This window comes from Nocardiopsis sinuspersici (genome assembly GCF_001998325.1).
Taxonomy (GTDB): domain Bacteria; phylum Actinomycetota; class Actinomycetes; order Streptosporangiales; family Streptosporangiaceae; genus Nocardiopsis; species Nocardiopsis sinuspersici.
The window spans coordinates 2,113,764-2,128,741 of record NZ_MCOK01000001.1; the positions used below are offsets into that span (position 1 = coordinate 2,113,764).

General features: G+C 72.3%; 16 protein-coding genes. 9 read left to right on the forward strand and 7 right to left on the reverse strand.

Features of this window, described 5'->3' with window-relative positions:
• Positions 1 to 6: 6 nt before the first annotated feature.
• Positions 7 to 582 carry a Uma2 family endonuclease gene (locus NOSIN_RS08950; RefSeq protein WP_077690285.1) on the reverse strand — a complete coding sequence of 192 codons (576 nt, stop codon included), beginning with the start codon at positions 580 to 582 and terminating at the stop codon, positions 7 to 9.
• A 144-nt stretch (positions 583 to 726) separates the two neighbouring features.
• On the opposite strand from NOSIN_RS08950, the gene NOSIN_RS08955 reads away from it, so the two are divergent.
• Positions 727 to 1,641: a GNAT family N-acetyltransferase gene (locus NOSIN_RS08955; RefSeq protein ID WP_077690286.1), complete on the forward strand. Its 915-nt coding sequence runs from the start codon at positions 727 to 729 to the stop codon at positions 1,639 to 1,641.
• On the opposite strand, the gene NOSIN_RS08960 is transcribed toward NOSIN_RS08955, so the two are convergent.
• Complete coding sequence (locus NOSIN_RS08960) at positions 1,619 to 2,635, reverse strand: Gfo/Idh/MocA family protein (protein WP_077690287.1); 1,017 nt, start codon at positions 2,633 to 2,635, stop codon at positions 1,619 to 1,621. The genes NOSIN_RS08955 and NOSIN_RS08960 overlap by 23 nt on opposite strands.
• A gap of 129 nt (positions 2,636 to 2,764) precedes the next feature.
• Between NOSIN_RS08960 and NOSIN_RS08965 the strand changes: the two genes are divergently transcribed.
• Positions 2,765 to 3,157: a hypothetical protein gene (locus NOSIN_RS08965; RefSeq protein WP_077690288.1), complete on the forward strand. Its 393-nt coding sequence runs from the start codon at positions 2,765 to 2,767 to the stop codon at positions 3,155 to 3,157.
• On the opposite strand, the gene NOSIN_RS08970 is transcribed toward NOSIN_RS08965, so the two are convergent.
• Genes NOSIN_RS08970 through NOSIN_RS08980 form a run of 3 tightly spaced genes read right to left on the reverse strand, consistent with a single transcriptional unit; the run spans position 3,154 to position 6,198 of the window.
• Complete coding sequence (locus NOSIN_RS08970; RefSeq protein WP_077690289.1) at positions 3,154 to 4,125, reverse strand: DUF4097 family beta strand repeat-containing protein; 972 nt, start codon at positions 4,123 to 4,125, stop codon at positions 3,154 to 3,156. The genes NOSIN_RS08965 and NOSIN_RS08970 overlap by 4 nt on opposite strands.
• A gap of 43 nt (positions 4,126 to 4,168) precedes the next feature.
• The gene (locus NOSIN_RS08975) at positions 4,169 to 4,873 is read right to left on the reverse strand and encodes a response regulator transcription factor (protein ID WP_077690290.1); all 705 of its coding nucleotides are present in this window, start codon (positions 4,871 to 4,873) and stop codon (positions 4,169 to 4,171) included.
• Complete coding sequence (locus tag NOSIN_RS08980; protein ID WP_077690291.1) at positions 4,870 to 6,198, reverse strand: sensor histidine kinase; 1,329 nt, start codon at positions 6,196 to 6,198, stop codon at positions 4,870 to 4,872. Before NOSIN_RS08980 ends, NOSIN_RS08975 begins: the two co-directional genes overlap by 4 nt.
• A gap of 252 nt (positions 6,199 to 6,450) precedes the next feature.
• Between NOSIN_RS08980 and NOSIN_RS08985 the strand changes: the two genes are divergently transcribed.
• Together NOSIN_RS08985 and NOSIN_RS08990 are read left to right on the forward strand one after the other, a co-directional pair.
• Entirely contained in the window at positions 6,451 to 7,134 is a 684-nt protein-coding gene (locus NOSIN_RS08985; protein WP_170293591.1) for a (2Fe-2S)-binding protein, read from the forward strand.
• Positions 7,135 to 7,285: 151 nt separating this feature from the next.
• On the forward strand, positions 7,286 to 8,041 hold the full coding sequence (locus NOSIN_RS08990; protein ID WP_077690292.1) for an SAM-dependent methyltransferase: 756 nt from the start codon (positions 7,286 to 7,288) through the stop codon (positions 8,039 to 8,041).
• A 106-nt stretch (positions 8,042 to 8,147) separates the two neighbouring features.
• Here NOSIN_RS08990 and NOSIN_RS08995 read toward each other — a convergent pair whose 3' ends face one another.
• Positions 8,148 to 8,630, reverse strand: coding sequence for a VOC family protein (locus tag NOSIN_RS08995; protein WP_077690293.1), 483 nt, complete (start codon positions 8,628 to 8,630; stop codon positions 8,148 to 8,150).
• A gap of 186 nt (positions 8,631 to 8,816) precedes the next feature.
• Here NOSIN_RS08995 and NOSIN_RS09000 point away from each other — a divergent pair, with 186 nt between their 5' ends.
• The 5 genes from NOSIN_RS09000 to NOSIN_RS09020 all read left to right on the forward strand — a co-directional run bounded on the left by NOSIN_RS09000 (position 8,817) and on the right by NOSIN_RS09020 (position 13,574).
• Positions 8,817 to 9,266, forward strand: a complete 450-nt coding sequence (locus NOSIN_RS09000) for a helix-turn-helix transcriptional regulator (protein WP_077690294.1) — start codon at positions 8,817 to 8,819, stop codon at positions 9,264 to 9,266.
• A 5-nt stretch (positions 9,267 to 9,271) separates the two neighbouring features.
• Positions 9,272 to 9,697 carry a VOC family protein gene (locus NOSIN_RS09005; RefSeq protein WP_077693506.1) on the forward strand — a complete coding sequence of 142 codons (426 nt, stop codon included), beginning with the start codon at positions 9,272 to 9,274 and terminating at the stop codon, positions 9,695 to 9,697.
• Complete coding sequence (locus tag NOSIN_RS09010) at positions 9,682 to 10,146, forward strand: pyridoxamine 5'-phosphate oxidase family protein (protein ID WP_218908819.1); 465 nt, start codon at positions 9,682 to 9,684, stop codon at positions 10,144 to 10,146. Before NOSIN_RS09005 ends, NOSIN_RS09010 begins: the two co-directional genes overlap by 16 nt.
• Positions 10,147 to 10,259: 113 nt before the next feature.
• Positions 10,260 to 12,668, forward strand: a complete 2,409-nt coding sequence (locus tag NOSIN_RS09015; protein WP_077690296.1) for an ATP-binding cassette domain-containing protein — start codon at positions 10,260 to 10,262, stop codon at positions 12,666 to 12,668.
• A 108-nt stretch (positions 12,669 to 12,776) separates the two neighbouring features.
• Entirely contained in the window at positions 12,777 to 13,574 is a 798-nt protein-coding gene (locus tag NOSIN_RS09020; RefSeq protein WP_077690297.1) for a methyltransferase domain-containing protein, read from the forward strand.
• Positions 13,575 to 13,932: 358 nt separating this feature from the next.
• On the opposite strand, the gene NOSIN_RS09025 is transcribed toward NOSIN_RS09020, so the two are convergent.
• Positions 13,933 to 14,946 carry an NAD(P)/FAD-dependent oxidoreductase gene (locus NOSIN_RS09025; protein WP_077690298.1) on the reverse strand — a complete coding sequence of 338 codons (1,014 nt, stop codon included), beginning with the start codon at positions 14,944 to 14,946 and terminating at the stop codon, positions 13,933 to 13,935.
• Positions 14,947 to 14,978 lie beyond the last annotated feature (32 nt).

Genomic DNA, 14,978 nt, shown 5'->3' on the forward strand with positions numbered 1-14,978 from the left:
ACCGGCTCAGAGCCGCTCGACCTCGGTCAGGTCGATGTCGATGGGATAGGGAAGTTCGACCTTGAGCCGCTCGTGGTGAATCCCGGTGGGTACGTAACAGGCTTTGGCGGGGTCCAGTTCGTACACGTACACCACGGGTGCGTTGTCGTTCCTCTCCACCCGCCAGAAGTGGGGGATGCCCGCCTCGGCGTAGAGCTGGGGCTTGCGGTGCCTGTCCCTTTCCACGGACTCCGGCGACACGACCTCGACCGCGAGCGCCACCGCCTTCGGTGGAAAGGTGCTCTGACGGTTGTCCACCGCACCGGTGTCCACCACGATGACGTCGGGTTCGGGTCGTTGACGCGGCCCGAGCGTGACCGTCATCTCCCGGCGCACACGATAGTGGTGTGGAACCGTACTCCGCAGGCCGGCGGTGACCAGGTCCAGCACCACACTGTGAAAGCCCATCTGAGGACTCATGAGAACGAGGCTTCCGTCGATCAGTTCGGTGTGCGGGGGCAGATCGGGCAGGGTGTCCAGGTCCTCGGCTCTGAATCCTCTGGTCGGGGGGATGAGCCAGTCCGGTACCGGTTGTGCGCACATGCCTGCCTACCGATCGTGGAAGTTCCCTTGCGGCAATGGTAGCCCCGCCACTCCCCGATTGGGCGAAGTCCACCCGGACGCACGCCGGAGCCGCTACTTTGAGGAGTCATCCATACCCGAGGAGTAGCGAAGGCAGTGGTGTAGGTGTCCGTCCAGAACAAGAGCCCCGAACTGCGCGGTCTGAGCGCGCCGCCCACCGTTCGGGACTTGTGTCCCGGCTACCGCGTCGCCCGCTGGGACTCCCCCGCCGCCCTGTCACCACCCTGCCGCGAGCGCCTCCACCACACCCTGCGCGACCTGGCCGCGCGCGCCTTCGACGCCGACCACTCCGGCTACTGGCGCGCCCGTGTCAGGGCCGGGTTCTTCGACCAGATCGCCACACTGGCGCTCATCCTGGGACCCGACGGCTCCCCCGTCGGCTGGGGCGGCTACCACCGGCACCGCTTCGCCTCCCGGCGCGCCCTGTACCTGGACGCCGCGGGCGTGGTCCCCGCCCACCGCCGGTTCGGCCTCTCCGCCGCACTGATGACCCACTTCCTGGCCCGCGAGGTCCTCCTCCACCCGCTCCGGCGCACCTACGTGGTCCTGCGCACCCGCCATCCGGCCGTCTACGCCGGGTGGCGCAGGGGTCTGGGTGCCGCCCGCGTCTTCCCCAACGAACTCCGGCCCCTCCCCGCTCGGGTCCGGCGCATCGCGGGCGAGGCCGCGGAGTGGCTGGGTGACGGCCCCCGCTTGGAGGCCGACACCCTGCTCGTCCGCGACGCCTACCGCATGTTCGACGGCGAGATCTACGGCACCCGGCCCCGCAGCGGCCACACCCCGCTCGACGACTACTTCGCCCACCAGGTCGGCCCCAAGGACGCCGTCCTGGTCGTGGCCCGCACGAGCGCGCCCGTCCTGGCGCGGGCCACCGCCGCGCGTGTGCTGCGGGCGCGGGCCCGGAGCCTGCCCATGGTCGGCGGCCGCCCCGTGCGCGGCGCCGACCCCGTGGACCCGGTCCCGGGGGCCGCGCCCAGCGGGTCGGGGCCGGCCGGACTCATCCCAGGGGCACGGCCTTGACGGTGGCCGGGCTGTAGACCAGGCCGCCCATGTCACGGATCCGGTCGGTGAGCCGGGCCAGGCGCAGACTCTCCGCCCAGGGCATGTCGGGGCTCTCGCGCTCGCCCGCGGCCACGCGGCGCGCGACCTCCTCGGCCTCGTACTCGTAGCCGTTGGCGCGGAAGGGCCGGTGGAACTCCTCCGGCTCGCGCCCGTCGCGGTGCAGCACCACTCCGGTGGCCGCCCAGAAGTGCGGGATCTCCAGCCACCCTCCGGATCCGGCCAGCACCGCCCGGTTGGGCAGTGTGGTGCGCGAGGAGCACACCAGCGAGCCGGTGCCGCCGTTCTCACCGCGCACGAGCACGGTGGTGTGGGTGTCCACCATCCGGTCGGGCGAGAGCTGCCGGGTGGCGCCCACGACGGTCAGCTCGCCCAGGTACTGGGAGGCGAGGGCCAGCGGGTACACGCCCAGGTCGAGCAGGGCGCCGCCGCCCAGGTCGGCGTTGAAGATCCGGTGGTCGGGGTCGTAGGGGACGTTGCTGCCGAACTCCGCCGAGATCCAGGACACCTCGCCGATCGCCCCGTCCCCGACCAGGTCGCGCACCAGGCGGGAGGCGGGCAGGTAGCGGGTCCACATCGCCTCCATCAGGAAGCGGTCGTTGTCGCGGGCCGCCGCCACCATCTCCGCCACCTGGAGGGCGTTCATGGCCATGGGCTTCTCGACCAGCACGTGCTTGCCCGCGTTCAGGCAGGTCAGGGTGTTGGGATGGTGCCAGGGATGGGGGGTGGCCACGTACACGGCGTCCACCTCGGGGCTCTCGGCCAGGTCCGCGTAGCTGCCGTGGCGTTCGGGGATGCCCCAGGCGTCGGCGAACTCCTCGGCCCGTTCCCGGGTGCGTGAGCCGACCGCGGTGACGCGGGCCGTGGGGGTGGCCCTGAGCCCTTCGACGAAGGAGTGTGCGATACCGCCGGTCCCGACCACGCCCCAGCGCAGTCCGCCGTTGTCATCTGTCATGGGAGCATCCTAAAAACACGGTCATCTCGGGAGCGAGGCGGGGAAGGTACTCGGATTCCCCGCCCTGGGACCGTACGGTGTCCAGGGAGGCGTGTGAGGCCGCCCGACAGGCCAAGAACGGAGGAGGACATGACGAAGACCCTCTCCCAGAGGCTCGGGGTGCAGCCTGGTGACCGGCTGCTCGTTCTCAACGCTCCGGAGCGCTACCTGCGGCTGCTGGATCCGCCCCCCGACATCCATATCGACCTGGGGCCCGTCGAGGGCGCCGAGTACGACGACGTCCACATGTTCGCCCTGGACCGGGGAACCGTGGATCGCGAGGCGCCCCGGACACTGACCCTGGTGGGCCCGCGCACCCGCCTGTGGATGTGCTATCCCCAGCGCGGCGGAACCATCATCACCGACCTGGCCGCCGACAAGGGCTGGGACCTCCTCGTCGACTCCGGATGGCACGGCACCGCCCAGGTGCCGATCGACTCGGACTGGGCGGCGCTGCGCTTCGAGCGGGTCGGCGCCTCCTAGTCGGATGTGACGCTCAGGGTGCCGCTGACGGTGTCGGCCTCGATGCGTGCGTCCGCCCCGGACGAGGTCTCCACCCCCACGTGGCGGCTCCCGGACGCGGACTCCCCGGTGACCTCGTAGACGCCCTCGGGTACCTGTACGTGGATACCGCCGCTGACACTCTCCATGCTCAGCAGGTCGAAGGTGTCCTCGGTGGTGACCCCGATGCTCCCCGAGACCGTGGAGACCCGCGCCTCGGTGAAGTCCCCGCCCACCTGGACGCCGCCGCTGGTGGACTCGGCCGTGACCGTTCGCGCGTCGAACCCGGACACGTCCACGTGCCCGGACGTGCTCGAGGCCTGCAGGCTCTCACCCTCGCCCTCCGCGGTGATCCGGCCACTGGTGGTCTCGGCGACCAGTGAACCCCTCGCGCCGGTCACGTCGATCCTGCCGCTGGTGGACTCGGCGGTGACGTCGCCGCTGGTGTCGTCCACCCGGACCTGGCCGCTGGTGCTGGTCAGGTTCAGCTCACCGTGGACGTTCTCCACGCTGATCCGGCCGCTGACGGTTTCCACGGTCACCGCGGTCCCCTCCGGAACCGCGACCTCGTAGTCGACCCGGCAGCCGCCGAGGAACGGTACGCCCAGGCAGAGAGCCTCCACCTGCAGGGCGTCACCGCTCGTTTCGATGTCCTCCTCCGGCTCGGTGAGGGGGGTTCCGCGCAGGGTGCGGTCCAACCGCACCCCCTCGTCGCCGCCGGTGAGGGTGACGTCGCCGCCGGTGCTGTTCTCGATCTCCATGGACTGGGGAGCGTCGTAGGTGTCGCTGCGGTCGCCGTGGTCCACGCCCACGCTGCCCAGGACCGAGAACGCGGTCGCCACCACCAGGGCCGCCACCAGCACCGCGCCCAGGAGCAGCCACGGCCCCACGCGGAACCTGCGCGGCTCCTTGCTCGACGAGGCGTACAGGCCCCGCGCCTTGAATGTCACTGTCTTTCCTTTCCCGAGGGTTCGCGCCCCCTGGTCTTGGCGTTCAGTTCCGGTCCGCGCCGCGCAGATAGCGCAGGACTGCCTGGACTCTGCGGTGGTCGTGGTCGTCCTGGCTCAGGTCGAGCTTGGTGAAGATCGAGCGGATGTGCTTTTCCACGGCGCGTTCGGTGACGGTCAGCCGATCCGCGATACCCGCGTTGTTGAGTCCCTGCGCCATCACCTCCAGCACCTCGGCCTCGCGGGGGGTGAGGCGCTCCAGTGCGCTGTCCCGGCTCCTGCTGAGCAGCTGTGAGACCACCTCGGGGTCGATGGCCGCGCCGCCGTCGGCCACCCGGCGCAGCACTCCCAGGAACTCGTCGATGTCGGCGATCCGGTCCTTGAGCAGATAGCCGACCTTGCTGGAACCGCCGCCCAGCAGGTCGGCGGCGTAGCGGCTGACCACGTGCTGGGACAGCAGCAGCACCGCCACCTCCGGGTGCCTCTGACGGATGACGATGCCCGCCTGGATGCCCTCCTCGGAGTAGGTGGGCGGCATGCGGATGTCGACCAGGCACAGGTCCACGTCGGGGTGGTCCTCCACCGCGCGCAGCAGGGCCTCGGCGTCTCCGACCTGCTCGACGATCTCCACGCCCGCGTCCTCCAGCAGGCGGGCCATCCCGCTGCGCAGCAGGACCGAGTCCTCGGCGATGACCACCCGTGGGCCCTTCTCGGCGGACGGTGTGGTGTGCGCGCTGGTGTGCACGGTCATGCCTCCCATGGGATGTCGGCGGTCAGGACGGTGCCCTCGCCCGAAGGACTGTGTACGGTCAGGGTGCCGTCGACCGCGTCCACGCGGTCCCACAGGCCGTACAGGCCCGTGCCCGACTCGGGATCGGCCCCTCCGGCGCCGTCGTCGGTGACGGTGAGCCGCAGCAGGTCGCCACCGCGGCCACCGCGCCGGGACGTGCGTGGTACCCGCTCGGCGGCCACGGTGATCCGTGTGGCCCCGGCGTGTTTGGCGATGTTGGTGAGCGCCTCGCAGGCCACGTAGTAGGCCACCCCCTCGGCCCGCGGCGAGGGGCGCTCCGGCAGTTCGACGTCGACCCGCACGGGCACCGGGGCGCGTCCGGCGGCCACGGGCAGGGCCGCGCCCAGTCCGTGGTCGGTCAGGACACGGGGGTGGAGTCCGCGCGCGACCTGACGCAGCTCGTCCATGACCTCCCGGGACTCGCGCTGGGCCTCGGTGATCAGCTCCAGAGCCGTATCGGGATCGGTGCCCACACGTGAACGGGCCCGGGTCAGGGTCATGGACAGGGCGAGGAGCCGCTGTTGGGCGCCGTCGTGCAGGTCGCGCTCGATGCGGCGCCGCTCGGACTCGGCGGCGTCGACCATGCGCAGGCGGCTGTCCTGGACGTGGACCAGGCGGCGGCGGATGCGCACCTCGGGGGCCTCGAACAGCAGCATGCGGTGCAGCAGGACCTCGGTCGCGACGATGGTGGGGGCCAGGCGCAGGCCCACCAGGGCGCACAGCGGGCCGGCCACGACCAGGACCAGCGGACCGACCAGGTCACCGGGGGCGCCCTGGACCAGTACGAACACGATGCCGATCAGGGCGCCGACGGCGGTCGCTCCGCCGCACACCACCAGCACCACCACCGCGCCCGCGGCCAGGAGGCCGTGGACCCCGGCGACGGTGCTGTAGACGACCGCAGACCAGGCGTCGCGTCCGAGCAGGAACCGCGAGGCGCGCAGGAGCGGGTTGTCGTCGGCCAGGGGGTCGGGCGGGCTGGTCTCCACGATCCCGAACACGTGGTCCAACCGGTTGCGCTGGACCCGGCAGGCCAGGCGGGCCAGCAGGGTCGCGGCGGCCGGGAACCCCAGGAGGAAGGTGACCGCGTCCTCAGCCAGGTGGAGGGGTTCTCGCCGGGGTACGTCGGGCAGCCACGGGGCGGTGAGCGCGGAGCCGACCCAGGTGGCCGAGACGATGAGCGTGAACGCGGGCACCAGGTAGAACAGGGCCAGGGCCAGGGAGGTCATCAGATACAGGACCTCGACCAGGCGCACCCGCCAGGTGGCCCCGTAGGCTTCGGCCACACGGGGCAGGCCGGCGGGGGAGGACAGGGAAGCTCCGTCCCCGCCTCCGCCCGCGCTGTCGTGTGTGCTCTGACCGGTCACGGAACCAATCTAGGTTTCACGGCCCTGTCGGCACGAGACCATCAGCACGTGAGGTGGGGGTGGTGCTGCCACTACCGGCGCCCTCCCCCGGGAGCCGAGAGGGCGGATGCGGGAGTGGACGACAGGGGTGTGGCGGTGCGGCCGGTGCTGGCCGACGTCGGCGGGATCAACATGCTCTTCGCCCTGGAGACACGGCCTCCCGGCTCCGGATGGCTGCCGCTGGGCGGCGCGGACGCGGTGGAGGACGGGAGGCTCGCCGCGGAGGTGGAGCGGGTGCGCGGGCGGCTGGCGGAGCTGTCGGGGCGGCCGGGCGCCACGGTGGAGTGGCGGGTGGCGGCCTCGGTGTTCCACCAGGGACTGGCCACGCGGCTGCTGTCGCCGGTGCTGGCGGCGGCGCTGTGCCACGGGGCGCTGCTGGACGCGGCGCGGTTCCACTGGGACCCGCACCGGGAGGGGCCGGTGGTGCTGCGCACCGCGCAGGAGCGGGCCGCGCCGGTGGTCGGCGGGACGGTGGAGGTGGCCGACTGGATCGAGCGCACGGTGGTCCTCGGGGTGATGGCGCGCGTGGCGCGGGATCTGTCGGGTGTGGGCAAGGTGGCGCGGGGGCTGCTGCGCGGCAACACGGCCGCGGCCCTGGCCGGGGCCGTGCGCTCCCTGGGCGCGGACCGGCCCGCCCGGCGGGAGCGGGCCGAGGAGGTGGCCGGGGATCTGCTGGCGCGCCCCTCGCTGGCCGGGACCGGCGCCTACACGGGGACGGACGCCTCGGGGGCGGCGGTGTTCCGGCGTACCACGTGCTGCCTGTACTACCGGGTGCCCGAGGCGGGTTACTGCGGCGACTGCGCGCTGCGGCCCTGAGGGGCCGCGGCGCCGGACCCGCACCTCCCGGGCACCGGTGAGGGCCACGGGCCGGACGCCCGTGCGCGGGATGTGACCGCGGGGAGGGCGTGTCGGCCCTCCCCCGTGAAATCCGATGGACGCTTCGGGGCGGGTGGGCGATCCTGTCCCGATGGTCACTCCACCCCTTCCTCCCCTGTACCGCGACGCCGACTTCAACGGTCCGCTCTCCGACGACCACGCCGCCAGGCTGATCCGCGACCTGGACTCCCTGGAGGACAGGCGGATCGTCGACATCGGCTGCGGCTGGGGCGAGTTCCTGCTGCGCGCCCTGGCGAGCGAGCCGACCGCCACCGGATTCGGCATCGACCTCGGCGAGGAGGCCGTCGGGCACGGGCGTGCCAACGCCCGGGGCCGCGGACTGGCCGACCGCGTCGAACTCGTGGCCGGCGACGTGGGCGCCTGGACCGGCACGCGCGCGGACGTGGTGGTCAACAGCGGTGCCAGCCACGTGTGGGGCGGTGACCCGGTGAGGCACACCGCCAACGCCCTGGAGTCGGTCGCCGGCCTGCTCGAACCCGGAGGCCGGTTCCTGTTCGGCGAGTGCTTCTGGCTGCGCGAGCCGACCATGGAGGAGCTGGAGGTCATGCGCGACATCCCGCGCGCCCAGTACCGGTTCCTTCCGGACCTGGTGGACTTCGCCCTCTCCCACGGCTTCCGGCTTCGGGCGCTCTCGCAGGCGAGCCCGCGGGAGTGGGACGACTTCGAGAACCGGCACGCCCGGGGCCGGGAGGAGTGGCTGCTGGCCAACCCCGGCTCCCCGGACGCCGACGAGGTCCGGGCCGGGGCCGACCGGCACCGCGAGTTCCGTGTCCGCGGTACCCGGGAGACGATCGGTTTCGCCTACCTGTCCCTGATCCGGGTCTGACCCGCGCACGACGGCGGGCCGGGTCCCGGCGCCCACGTGGTGGTGCCCGGGGAGACCGCCTCGGGCACCACCGGCACCGCCCGGCCACGGGGGCGGGGCCGGCGCCTCAGCCCCCGTCCGCGGCCCTGCGGATCTCGGCCAGGTCGATCCGGCCCATCTTCAGCATCGCCTGCATGGCGCGGCCGGCCCGACCGGGGTCGGGGTCGGCCAGCAGGTCGTCGAGCTCGGCGGGAAAGACCTGCCAGGAGAAGCCGAAGCGGTCCTTGAGCCAGCCGCACTGGCTCTCCTGGCCGCCCTCACTGAGCTTGTACCAGTAGTGGTCGGACTCCTCCTGGCCGTCGCAGACGACCTGGAGCGAGACCGCCTCGGAGAAGGTGAACCCGGGGCCGCCGTTGAGGGCGGTGATCTGCTGGCCGTTGATCTCGAAGTCCACGGTGAGCACCATGCCGGCGGGCCGGGGCGCGCCCGGCCCGTAGTGCCTGACCCGCAGGATGCGCGAGTCCTCGAACAGTCCGACGTAGAAGTCGGCCGCCTCCTCGGCCCGGGTGTCGAACCACAGGCAGGGGACGATCTTGTTGAGCCTGGTCATGGCCGCTCCTCTCCGTACGCGGCGCGCCCTACGCGCCTTCCTGCCCATACGGACACGTTCGGGCGCCGGAACTCATCGGCACACGCCGAGGCTTCTTCGCGGGCGGGCGGGCGGGCGGGCCGGTCCTGGAACCGGGAACGCCAACGGCGCTGGGCAACTCCGGTACGGCGTGGCACGATATGACACGTGACCAGCAGACCCGCCACGGCACAGCACCTGAGCGACCTCGCGCGGTTGCGTCGTGTCCGCGACCGGATCGACCGGGAGTACGCGCGGCCGTTGGACGTGGAGGCGCTCGCCCGTGGTGCGCACATGTCGGCCGGGCACCTCAGCCGTGAGTTCCGGCGGGCCTACGGTGAGTCGCCGTACTCCTATCTGATGACACGGCGCATCGAGCGCGCGATGGCGCTGCTGCGCCGGGGCGGCCTCAGTGTCACCGAGGTCTGCTTCGAGGTCGGCTGCTCGTCGCTGGGCACCTTCAGCACCCGCTTCACCGAGCTGGTCGGTGTCGCGCCCAGCGTCTACCGGCGCCAGGCGGCGCGGGCGACGGCGGGGATGCCCTCGTGTGTGGCCAAGCAGGTGACCAGACCGGTCAGGAATCGAGAAGCGCCGGCCACCGAGCCGCCTCTAGCGTGACTGCCATGGACATCACCATTCACCAGGCCTTCCTTCCGCACAACGACCCGGACGCCTCCCTGGCCTTCTACCGCGACACCCTCGGCTTCGAGGTCCGCAGCGACGTCGGCTACGGCGGAATGCGCTGGATCACGGTCGGTCCCGCCGACCAGCCCGGCACGTCCATCGTCCTGGAGCCGCCGGTCGTCGACGGCTGCGGCGTCACCGAGGAGGAGCGCCGCACCATCGCCGAGATGATGGCCAAGGGCACCTACTCCGGCATCAACCTGGCCACCCGCGACCTCGACGGCACCTTCGAGAAGCTGCGGTCCGGCGACGCCGAGGTCGTCCAGGAGCCGACCGAGCAGCCCTACGGCGTCCGCGACTGCGCCTTCCGCGACCCCGCGGGCAACCTGATCCGTATCCAGGAGCTGCGTTGGGCCGACCGGTGAGCGACCAGCCCCGCTCCCGCGCCCGGCGCCGTCGCGACACCGAGCACCGGCTCACCCACGACCAGGACCTCTGGGTGGCCAGCGCCTCGGCGGACGGTGTGCCGTACCTGGTGCCGCTGTCCTTCGACTGGGACGGCGAGGCGCTGTTGATGGCCACGCCCACGGACAGCCCCACCGGCAGGAACCTGGCCACCGCCCGCACCGCCCGGCTGGGACTGGGCCACACCCGCGACGTGTCCATGATCGAGGGCGAGGTCGAGGTCCTGGAGATCGACGCACTGCCGCGGGAGCGGGGTGACCGGTTCGCCGCGCACACCGGCTTCGATCCGCGCGCGCTGACCACGCCCTACCGCTGGTTCCGCGTCCTTCCGCGCCGCGTCCAGGCCTGGCGCGAGGTGAACGAGATGGCCGGCCGCGAACTGATGCGCGACGGCCGCTGGCTGGTCTGACGGGCCTCGCCGACCGACGGGGAGGACCAGGACCGCCCGAAACCGGTGGGACCGGGCCAGGCGACACCGACGGAGGCCGCGAGGGCGGTCCCGCCCAAACAGATGGAGAGACGATGAGCACGGCCACGAGTACGGACACGCGGTCCCCCGCGCCGCACGCCGCCGACAGCCACGACCTGATCCGCGTGCACGGCGCGCGTGTGAACAACCTCAAGGACGTCAGCATCGAGATCCCGAAGCGCCGGCTGACGGTGTTCACCGGTGTCTCGGGCTCGGGTAAGAGCTCGCTGGTGTTCGGCACGATCGCCGCGGAGTCACAGCGGATGATCAACGAGACCTACAGCACCTTCGTGCAGGGCTTCATGCCGACGCTGGCGCGGCCCGAGGTCGACGTACTCGAAGGACTGACGACCGCGATCATCGTCGACCAGCAGCGGATGGGCGCCGACCCCCGCTCCACGGTCGGCACCGCCACCGACGCCAACGCGCTGTTGCGCATCCTCTTCAGCCGGCTCGGGCAGCCGCACGTCGGCCCGCCCAGCGCGTTCGCCTTCAACGTCGCCTCGGTTCGGGCGAGCGGCGCGATCACGGTCGAACGCGGTGCCGACAGGACCAAGGCCGTGAAGCAGACCTTCAACCGCACCGGCGGTATGTGCACGCGCTGCGAGGGCCGCGGCACGGTCACCGACATCGACCTCACCCAGCTCTACGACGACTCCAAGTCGATCGCCGAGGGCGCGTTCACCATCCCCGGCTGGAAGTCGGACAGCTTCTGGACGGTGCGTGTCTACGCCGAGTCGGGCTTCGTCGACCCGAACAAGCCGATCCGCGAGTACACCGAGAAGGAGATGCGCGACTTCCTCCACAAGGAGCCGGTGAAGGTGAAGGTCGAGGGAGTCAACCTCACCTATGAGGGGCTGATCCCCAAGGTGCGGAAGTCCTTCCTCGCCAAGGACCCCGAGGCGATGCAGCCCCACATCCGGGAGTTCGTGGAGCGGGCGGTCACCTTCACCACCTGCCCCGAGTGCGACGGCACCCGGCTCAGCGAGGCCGCCCGCTCCTCGCGGATCGACGGGGTCAGCATCGCCGACGCGTGCGCGATGCAGATCAGCGACCTGGCCGCGTGGGTCCGCGGCCTGGACGAGCCCTCTGTGGCGCCGCTGCTCACCTCGCTGGGGGACACCCTCGACTCGTTCGTGGAGATCGGACTGGGCTACCTCTCGCTCGACCGGCCCTCGGGCACGCTCTCGGGCGGCGAGGCGCAGCGCACCAAGATGATCCGCCACCTGGGCTCCTCGCTCACCGACGTCACCTACGTCTTCGACGAGCCCACCATCGGCCTGCACCCCCATGACATCCAGCGGATGAACGGCCTGCTGCTGCGGCTGAGGGACAAGGGCAACACGGTGCTCGTCGTGGAGCACAAGCCGGAAACCATCGCCATCGCCGACCACGTCGTCGATCTGGGCCCGCTGGCCGGCTCCGAGGGCGGCACGGTCTGCTTCGAGGGCACGGTCGGGCGGCTGCGCGGGAGCGGAACGCTCACCGGCCACCACCTCGACGACCGGGCGCGGCTCAAGCCGCAGGTGCGCAAGCCCACCGGTGCCGTGGAGATCCGCGGCGCCGCCGCCAACAACCTGCGCGACGTCGACGTCGACGTGCCGCTGGGCGTGCTGTGCGTGGTGACCGGCGTGGCGGGGAGCGGGAAGAGCTCGCTGATCCACGGGTCGATCCCGGCGAGCGCCGGGGTGGTGGCGATCGACCAGGGCGCGATCCGCGGCTCGCGACGCAGCAACCCGGCGACGTACACGGGGCTGCTCGACCCGATCCGCAAGGCCTTCGCCAAGGAGAACGGCGTGAAGCCGGCGCTGTTCAGCGCCAACTCAGCCGGCGCCTGCCCGGCCTGCAACGGCGCCGGGGTGGTCTACACCGACCTGGCGATGATGGCCGGTGTCGCCTCGCCGTGCGAGGAGTGCGACGGCAAGCGGTTCCAGGCGGAGGTGCTGGAGTACCACCTCGGCGGTCCGGAGAACGGCAAGGACATCAGTGAGGTGCTCGCGATGTCCGTCACCGAGGCACACGCGTTCTTCGGCGGCGACGGGGCGAAGGTGCCCGCGGCCGCGAGGATCCTACAGCGCATGGAGGACGTCGGGCTCGGCTACCTCAAGGTCGGCCAGCCGCTGACCACCCTGTCCGGCGGCGAGCGGCAGCGGCTCAAGCTGGCCACCCGCATGGCCGAGAAGGGCGGCGTCTACGTCCTCGACGAGCCGACCACCGGCCTTCACCTCGCCGACGTCGAGCAGCTTCTCGGCCTGCTCGACCGGCTCGTCGACTCGGGCAAGTCGGTCATCGTCATCGAGCACCACCAGGCGGTCATGGCGCACGCCGACTGGATCATCGACCTGGGTCCCGGCGCCGGCCACGACGGCGGCCGGATCGTCTTCGAAGGCACCCCCGCCGACCTCGTCGCCGACCGCTCCACCCTCACCGGTGAGCACCTCGCGGCCTACGTCGGCGCCTGACCGAGACCCTGGCGTCTCACATGTCGAGAAGCAAGTCTCACGAACAGAGACGCCAGGTGTAGGGTCCTGGGTGTCGGTACGCCTCGGCGACCCATGAGAGGGCGATCCATGACGCGCTACACCCACGGCCAACACCCGTCGGTCACCAACTCCTACCGCTGGCGCAACGCGGACAACTCCGCCGCCTACGCGCTCGACGAGATGGTCCCCGGCCGCTCCCTGCTGGACGTGGGCTGCGGTCCGGGCAGCATCACCGCCGACCTCGCCCGGCGGGTGGCCCCCGGGACCGTCACCGCGGTGGACTCCTCGGCCGAGGCGGTGGACCTGGCCCGCGCCGCCGCCCGGGAGGCCGGAACCGACAACGTCGAGTTCCTGGTCGGAGACGTACACGACCTGGACCTGCCCTCGGACGCCTTCGACGTCGTCCACGCCCACCAGGTCCTACAGCACGTGGCCGACCCGGTCCGCGCCCTGTCCGAGATGCGCCGGGTCGTCAGGCCCGGCGGGGTCGTGGCCGCCTGCGACAGCGACTACTCGGGCATGTACTGGTATCCGCGCCTGCCCGAGCTGGACGCGTGGATGGACCTCTACCAGCGGATCGCGCGCCGCAACGGCGGCGAACCCGACGCGGGACGGCGCATGCAGGCCTGGGCCCGCCAGGCGGGGTTCACCGACGTCACCTACGTGGCCGAGGTGTGGAGCCACTCCGAGCCCGACCGCCGCGCCTGGTGGGGCGGCATGTGGTCCAGGCGTGTCCTGGAGTCGGACATGGGCCGCCAGGCCGTCGAGGAGGGCCACGCCACCCGGCAGGAGTTGGAGCGCATCTCGGCGGGCTGGACGGCGTGGAGCCAGGACCCGGACGGGGTGTTCGTGATCCCGCGCGGCGCGGTCCTGTGCCGGGCCTGAGCCGCTGCCCCCTCCCCCTCCCGGGCCGCCCCTCCCCCGGGATGTCCTCCCCGGGGGCGCGGCGGTGGCCCCTGCGAGGCCACCGGCTGACGGGGAGCCCTCGCGACCCCGTCTCGCGGGCCGCAACGATCGTCCTTCGCACCGACGCGAGGTGGGCACGAGAACGGCCCCGTGCGCCTCTGCCCGGTCCCGGGGACCGTTCACGGCGTCCTTGGGCGGCTCGTCCGCGCCGGACCCGTCTCACCCGGGGCACGGGGGGCGAACTCCTCAGGCCGCGGACGAGAAGGTGGGGAACAGGACGCCCATGACGGCGAACAGGCCGCGCGCAGCCGACACGGGTCCGGTGCGTGTCCGGGCCTCAGACGCGGGAGTCGCGGTTCTCGGCCGCGGCGAGGGCCGCTTCGGTGTCGGCGGCGGCCAGCAGGGCGTTGATGTGGGAGCCGGCCAGGGCTCCGGCCGCGGCCGAAGCGCCCACCTGGGCGGTCAGGTCGGTGGCGTTGCCGGCCACCCACACGCCCGGCACGTCGGTGGCGCCGGCCATGCCGGAGACGAAGCGGCGGCCCATGCCGTGGGGCAGGTCCTCCATCGCCAGCCCCAGGCCGTCCAGGCCCTCGGTGCGGGCCCGCATCGTGGTGGCGACGGCGAGGACGCGGCGGGACACGAGCCGCCCGTCGGCCAGGCGCACGCCTGCGACGCCGCCGTCGTCGGCCTTGACGACCTCGTCCACCGGGGTGTCGACGACGCGGATGTCGCGTGCGCCCAGACGTGTCCGGGTGTCCTCGTCCAACTCCGTGCCGCGGGTGAAGTAGACGAGGTCGTCGGTCAGCTGGCGGAACAGCAGCGCGTGGTGGACCGATGCGGGGCCGACCGCGAGGACGCCGATGGGCTCGTCGCGTACCTCCCAGCCGTGGCAGTACGGGCAGTGCACCACACCGCGCCCCCAGTGCTCCGCCAGTCCGGGAACCTCCGGCAGCACGTCGCGCAGACCGGTCGCCACCAGCAGACGTCGGGCCGCCAGCGTACGGCCGTCGGCCAGGGTGGCGGTGAAGCGCGGGTCGCCCTCGGCGGACGGGGCGGCCGGGGCGGCGGAGACCACCTCTCCGGCGATGACCAGGCCGCCGTAGCGGCGTACCTCCTCCCGTCCCCTCTCCAGCAGTTCGGCGGGCGAGGTGCCGTCCAGGCCCAGGAGGCCGTGCACGGCCCGGGCGGGCGCGTTGCGGGGTGTGCCGCCGTCGATCACGATGACCGAGCGGCGCGAGCGGGCGAGCATCAGCGCGCCGTTCAGCCCCGCGGCGCCGCCGCCGACCACCACGGTGTCGACGGGCCCGTCCGGCAGTGTGTCGGCCGCGTACGCGGCGGTCGTCTCAGGCATGTCGCGTGCCCTCTCCTTCGTGCGCGGCCCCG

Excerpts from the sequence above, each read along its gene's own strand:
- NOSIN_RS08990 (WP_077690292.1), top strand. The coding sequence starts at position 7,286 with ATGGTCACTCCACCCCTTCCTCCCCTGTACCGCGACGCCGACTTCAAC.
- NOSIN_RS09015 (WP_077690296.1), top strand. The coding sequence starts at position 10,260 with ATGAGCACGGCCACGAGTACGGACACGCGGTCCCCCGCGCCGCACGCC.
- NOSIN_RS08950 (WP_077690285.1), bottom strand. The coding sequence starts at position 582 with ATGTGCGCACAACCGGTACCGGACTGGCTCATCCCCCCGACCAGAGGA.
- NOSIN_RS09025 (WP_077690298.1), bottom strand. The coding sequence starts at position 14,946 with ATGCCTGAGACGACCGCCGCGTACGCGGCCGACACACTGCCGGACGGG.
- NOSIN_RS08960 (WP_077690287.1), bottom strand. The coding sequence starts at position 2,635 with ATGACAGATGACAACGGCGGACTGCGCTGGGGCGTGGTCGGGACCGGC.
- NOSIN_RS09020 (WP_077690297.1), top strand. The coding sequence starts at position 12,777 with ATGACGCGCTACACCCACGGCCAACACCCGTCGGTCACCAACTCCTAC.
- NOSIN_RS08985 (WP_170293591.1), top strand. The coding sequence starts at position 6,451 with ATGCTCTTCGCCCTGGAGACACGGCCTCCCGGCTCCGGATGGCTGCCG.
- NOSIN_RS08995 (WP_077690293.1), bottom strand. The coding sequence starts at position 8,630 with ATGACCAGGCTCAACAAGATCGTCCCCTGCCTGTGGTTCGACACCCGG.
- NOSIN_RS09005 (WP_077693506.1), top strand. The coding sequence starts at position 9,272 with ATGGACATCACCATTCACCAGGCCTTCCTTCCGCACAACGACCCGGAC.
- NOSIN_RS08965 (WP_077690288.1), top strand. The coding sequence starts at position 2,765 with ATGACGAAGACCCTCTCCCAGAGGCTCGGGGTGCAGCCTGGTGACCGG.
- NOSIN_RS08975 (WP_077690290.1), bottom strand. The coding sequence starts at position 4,873 with ATGACCGTGCACACCAGCGCGCACACCACACCGTCCGCCGAGAAGGGC.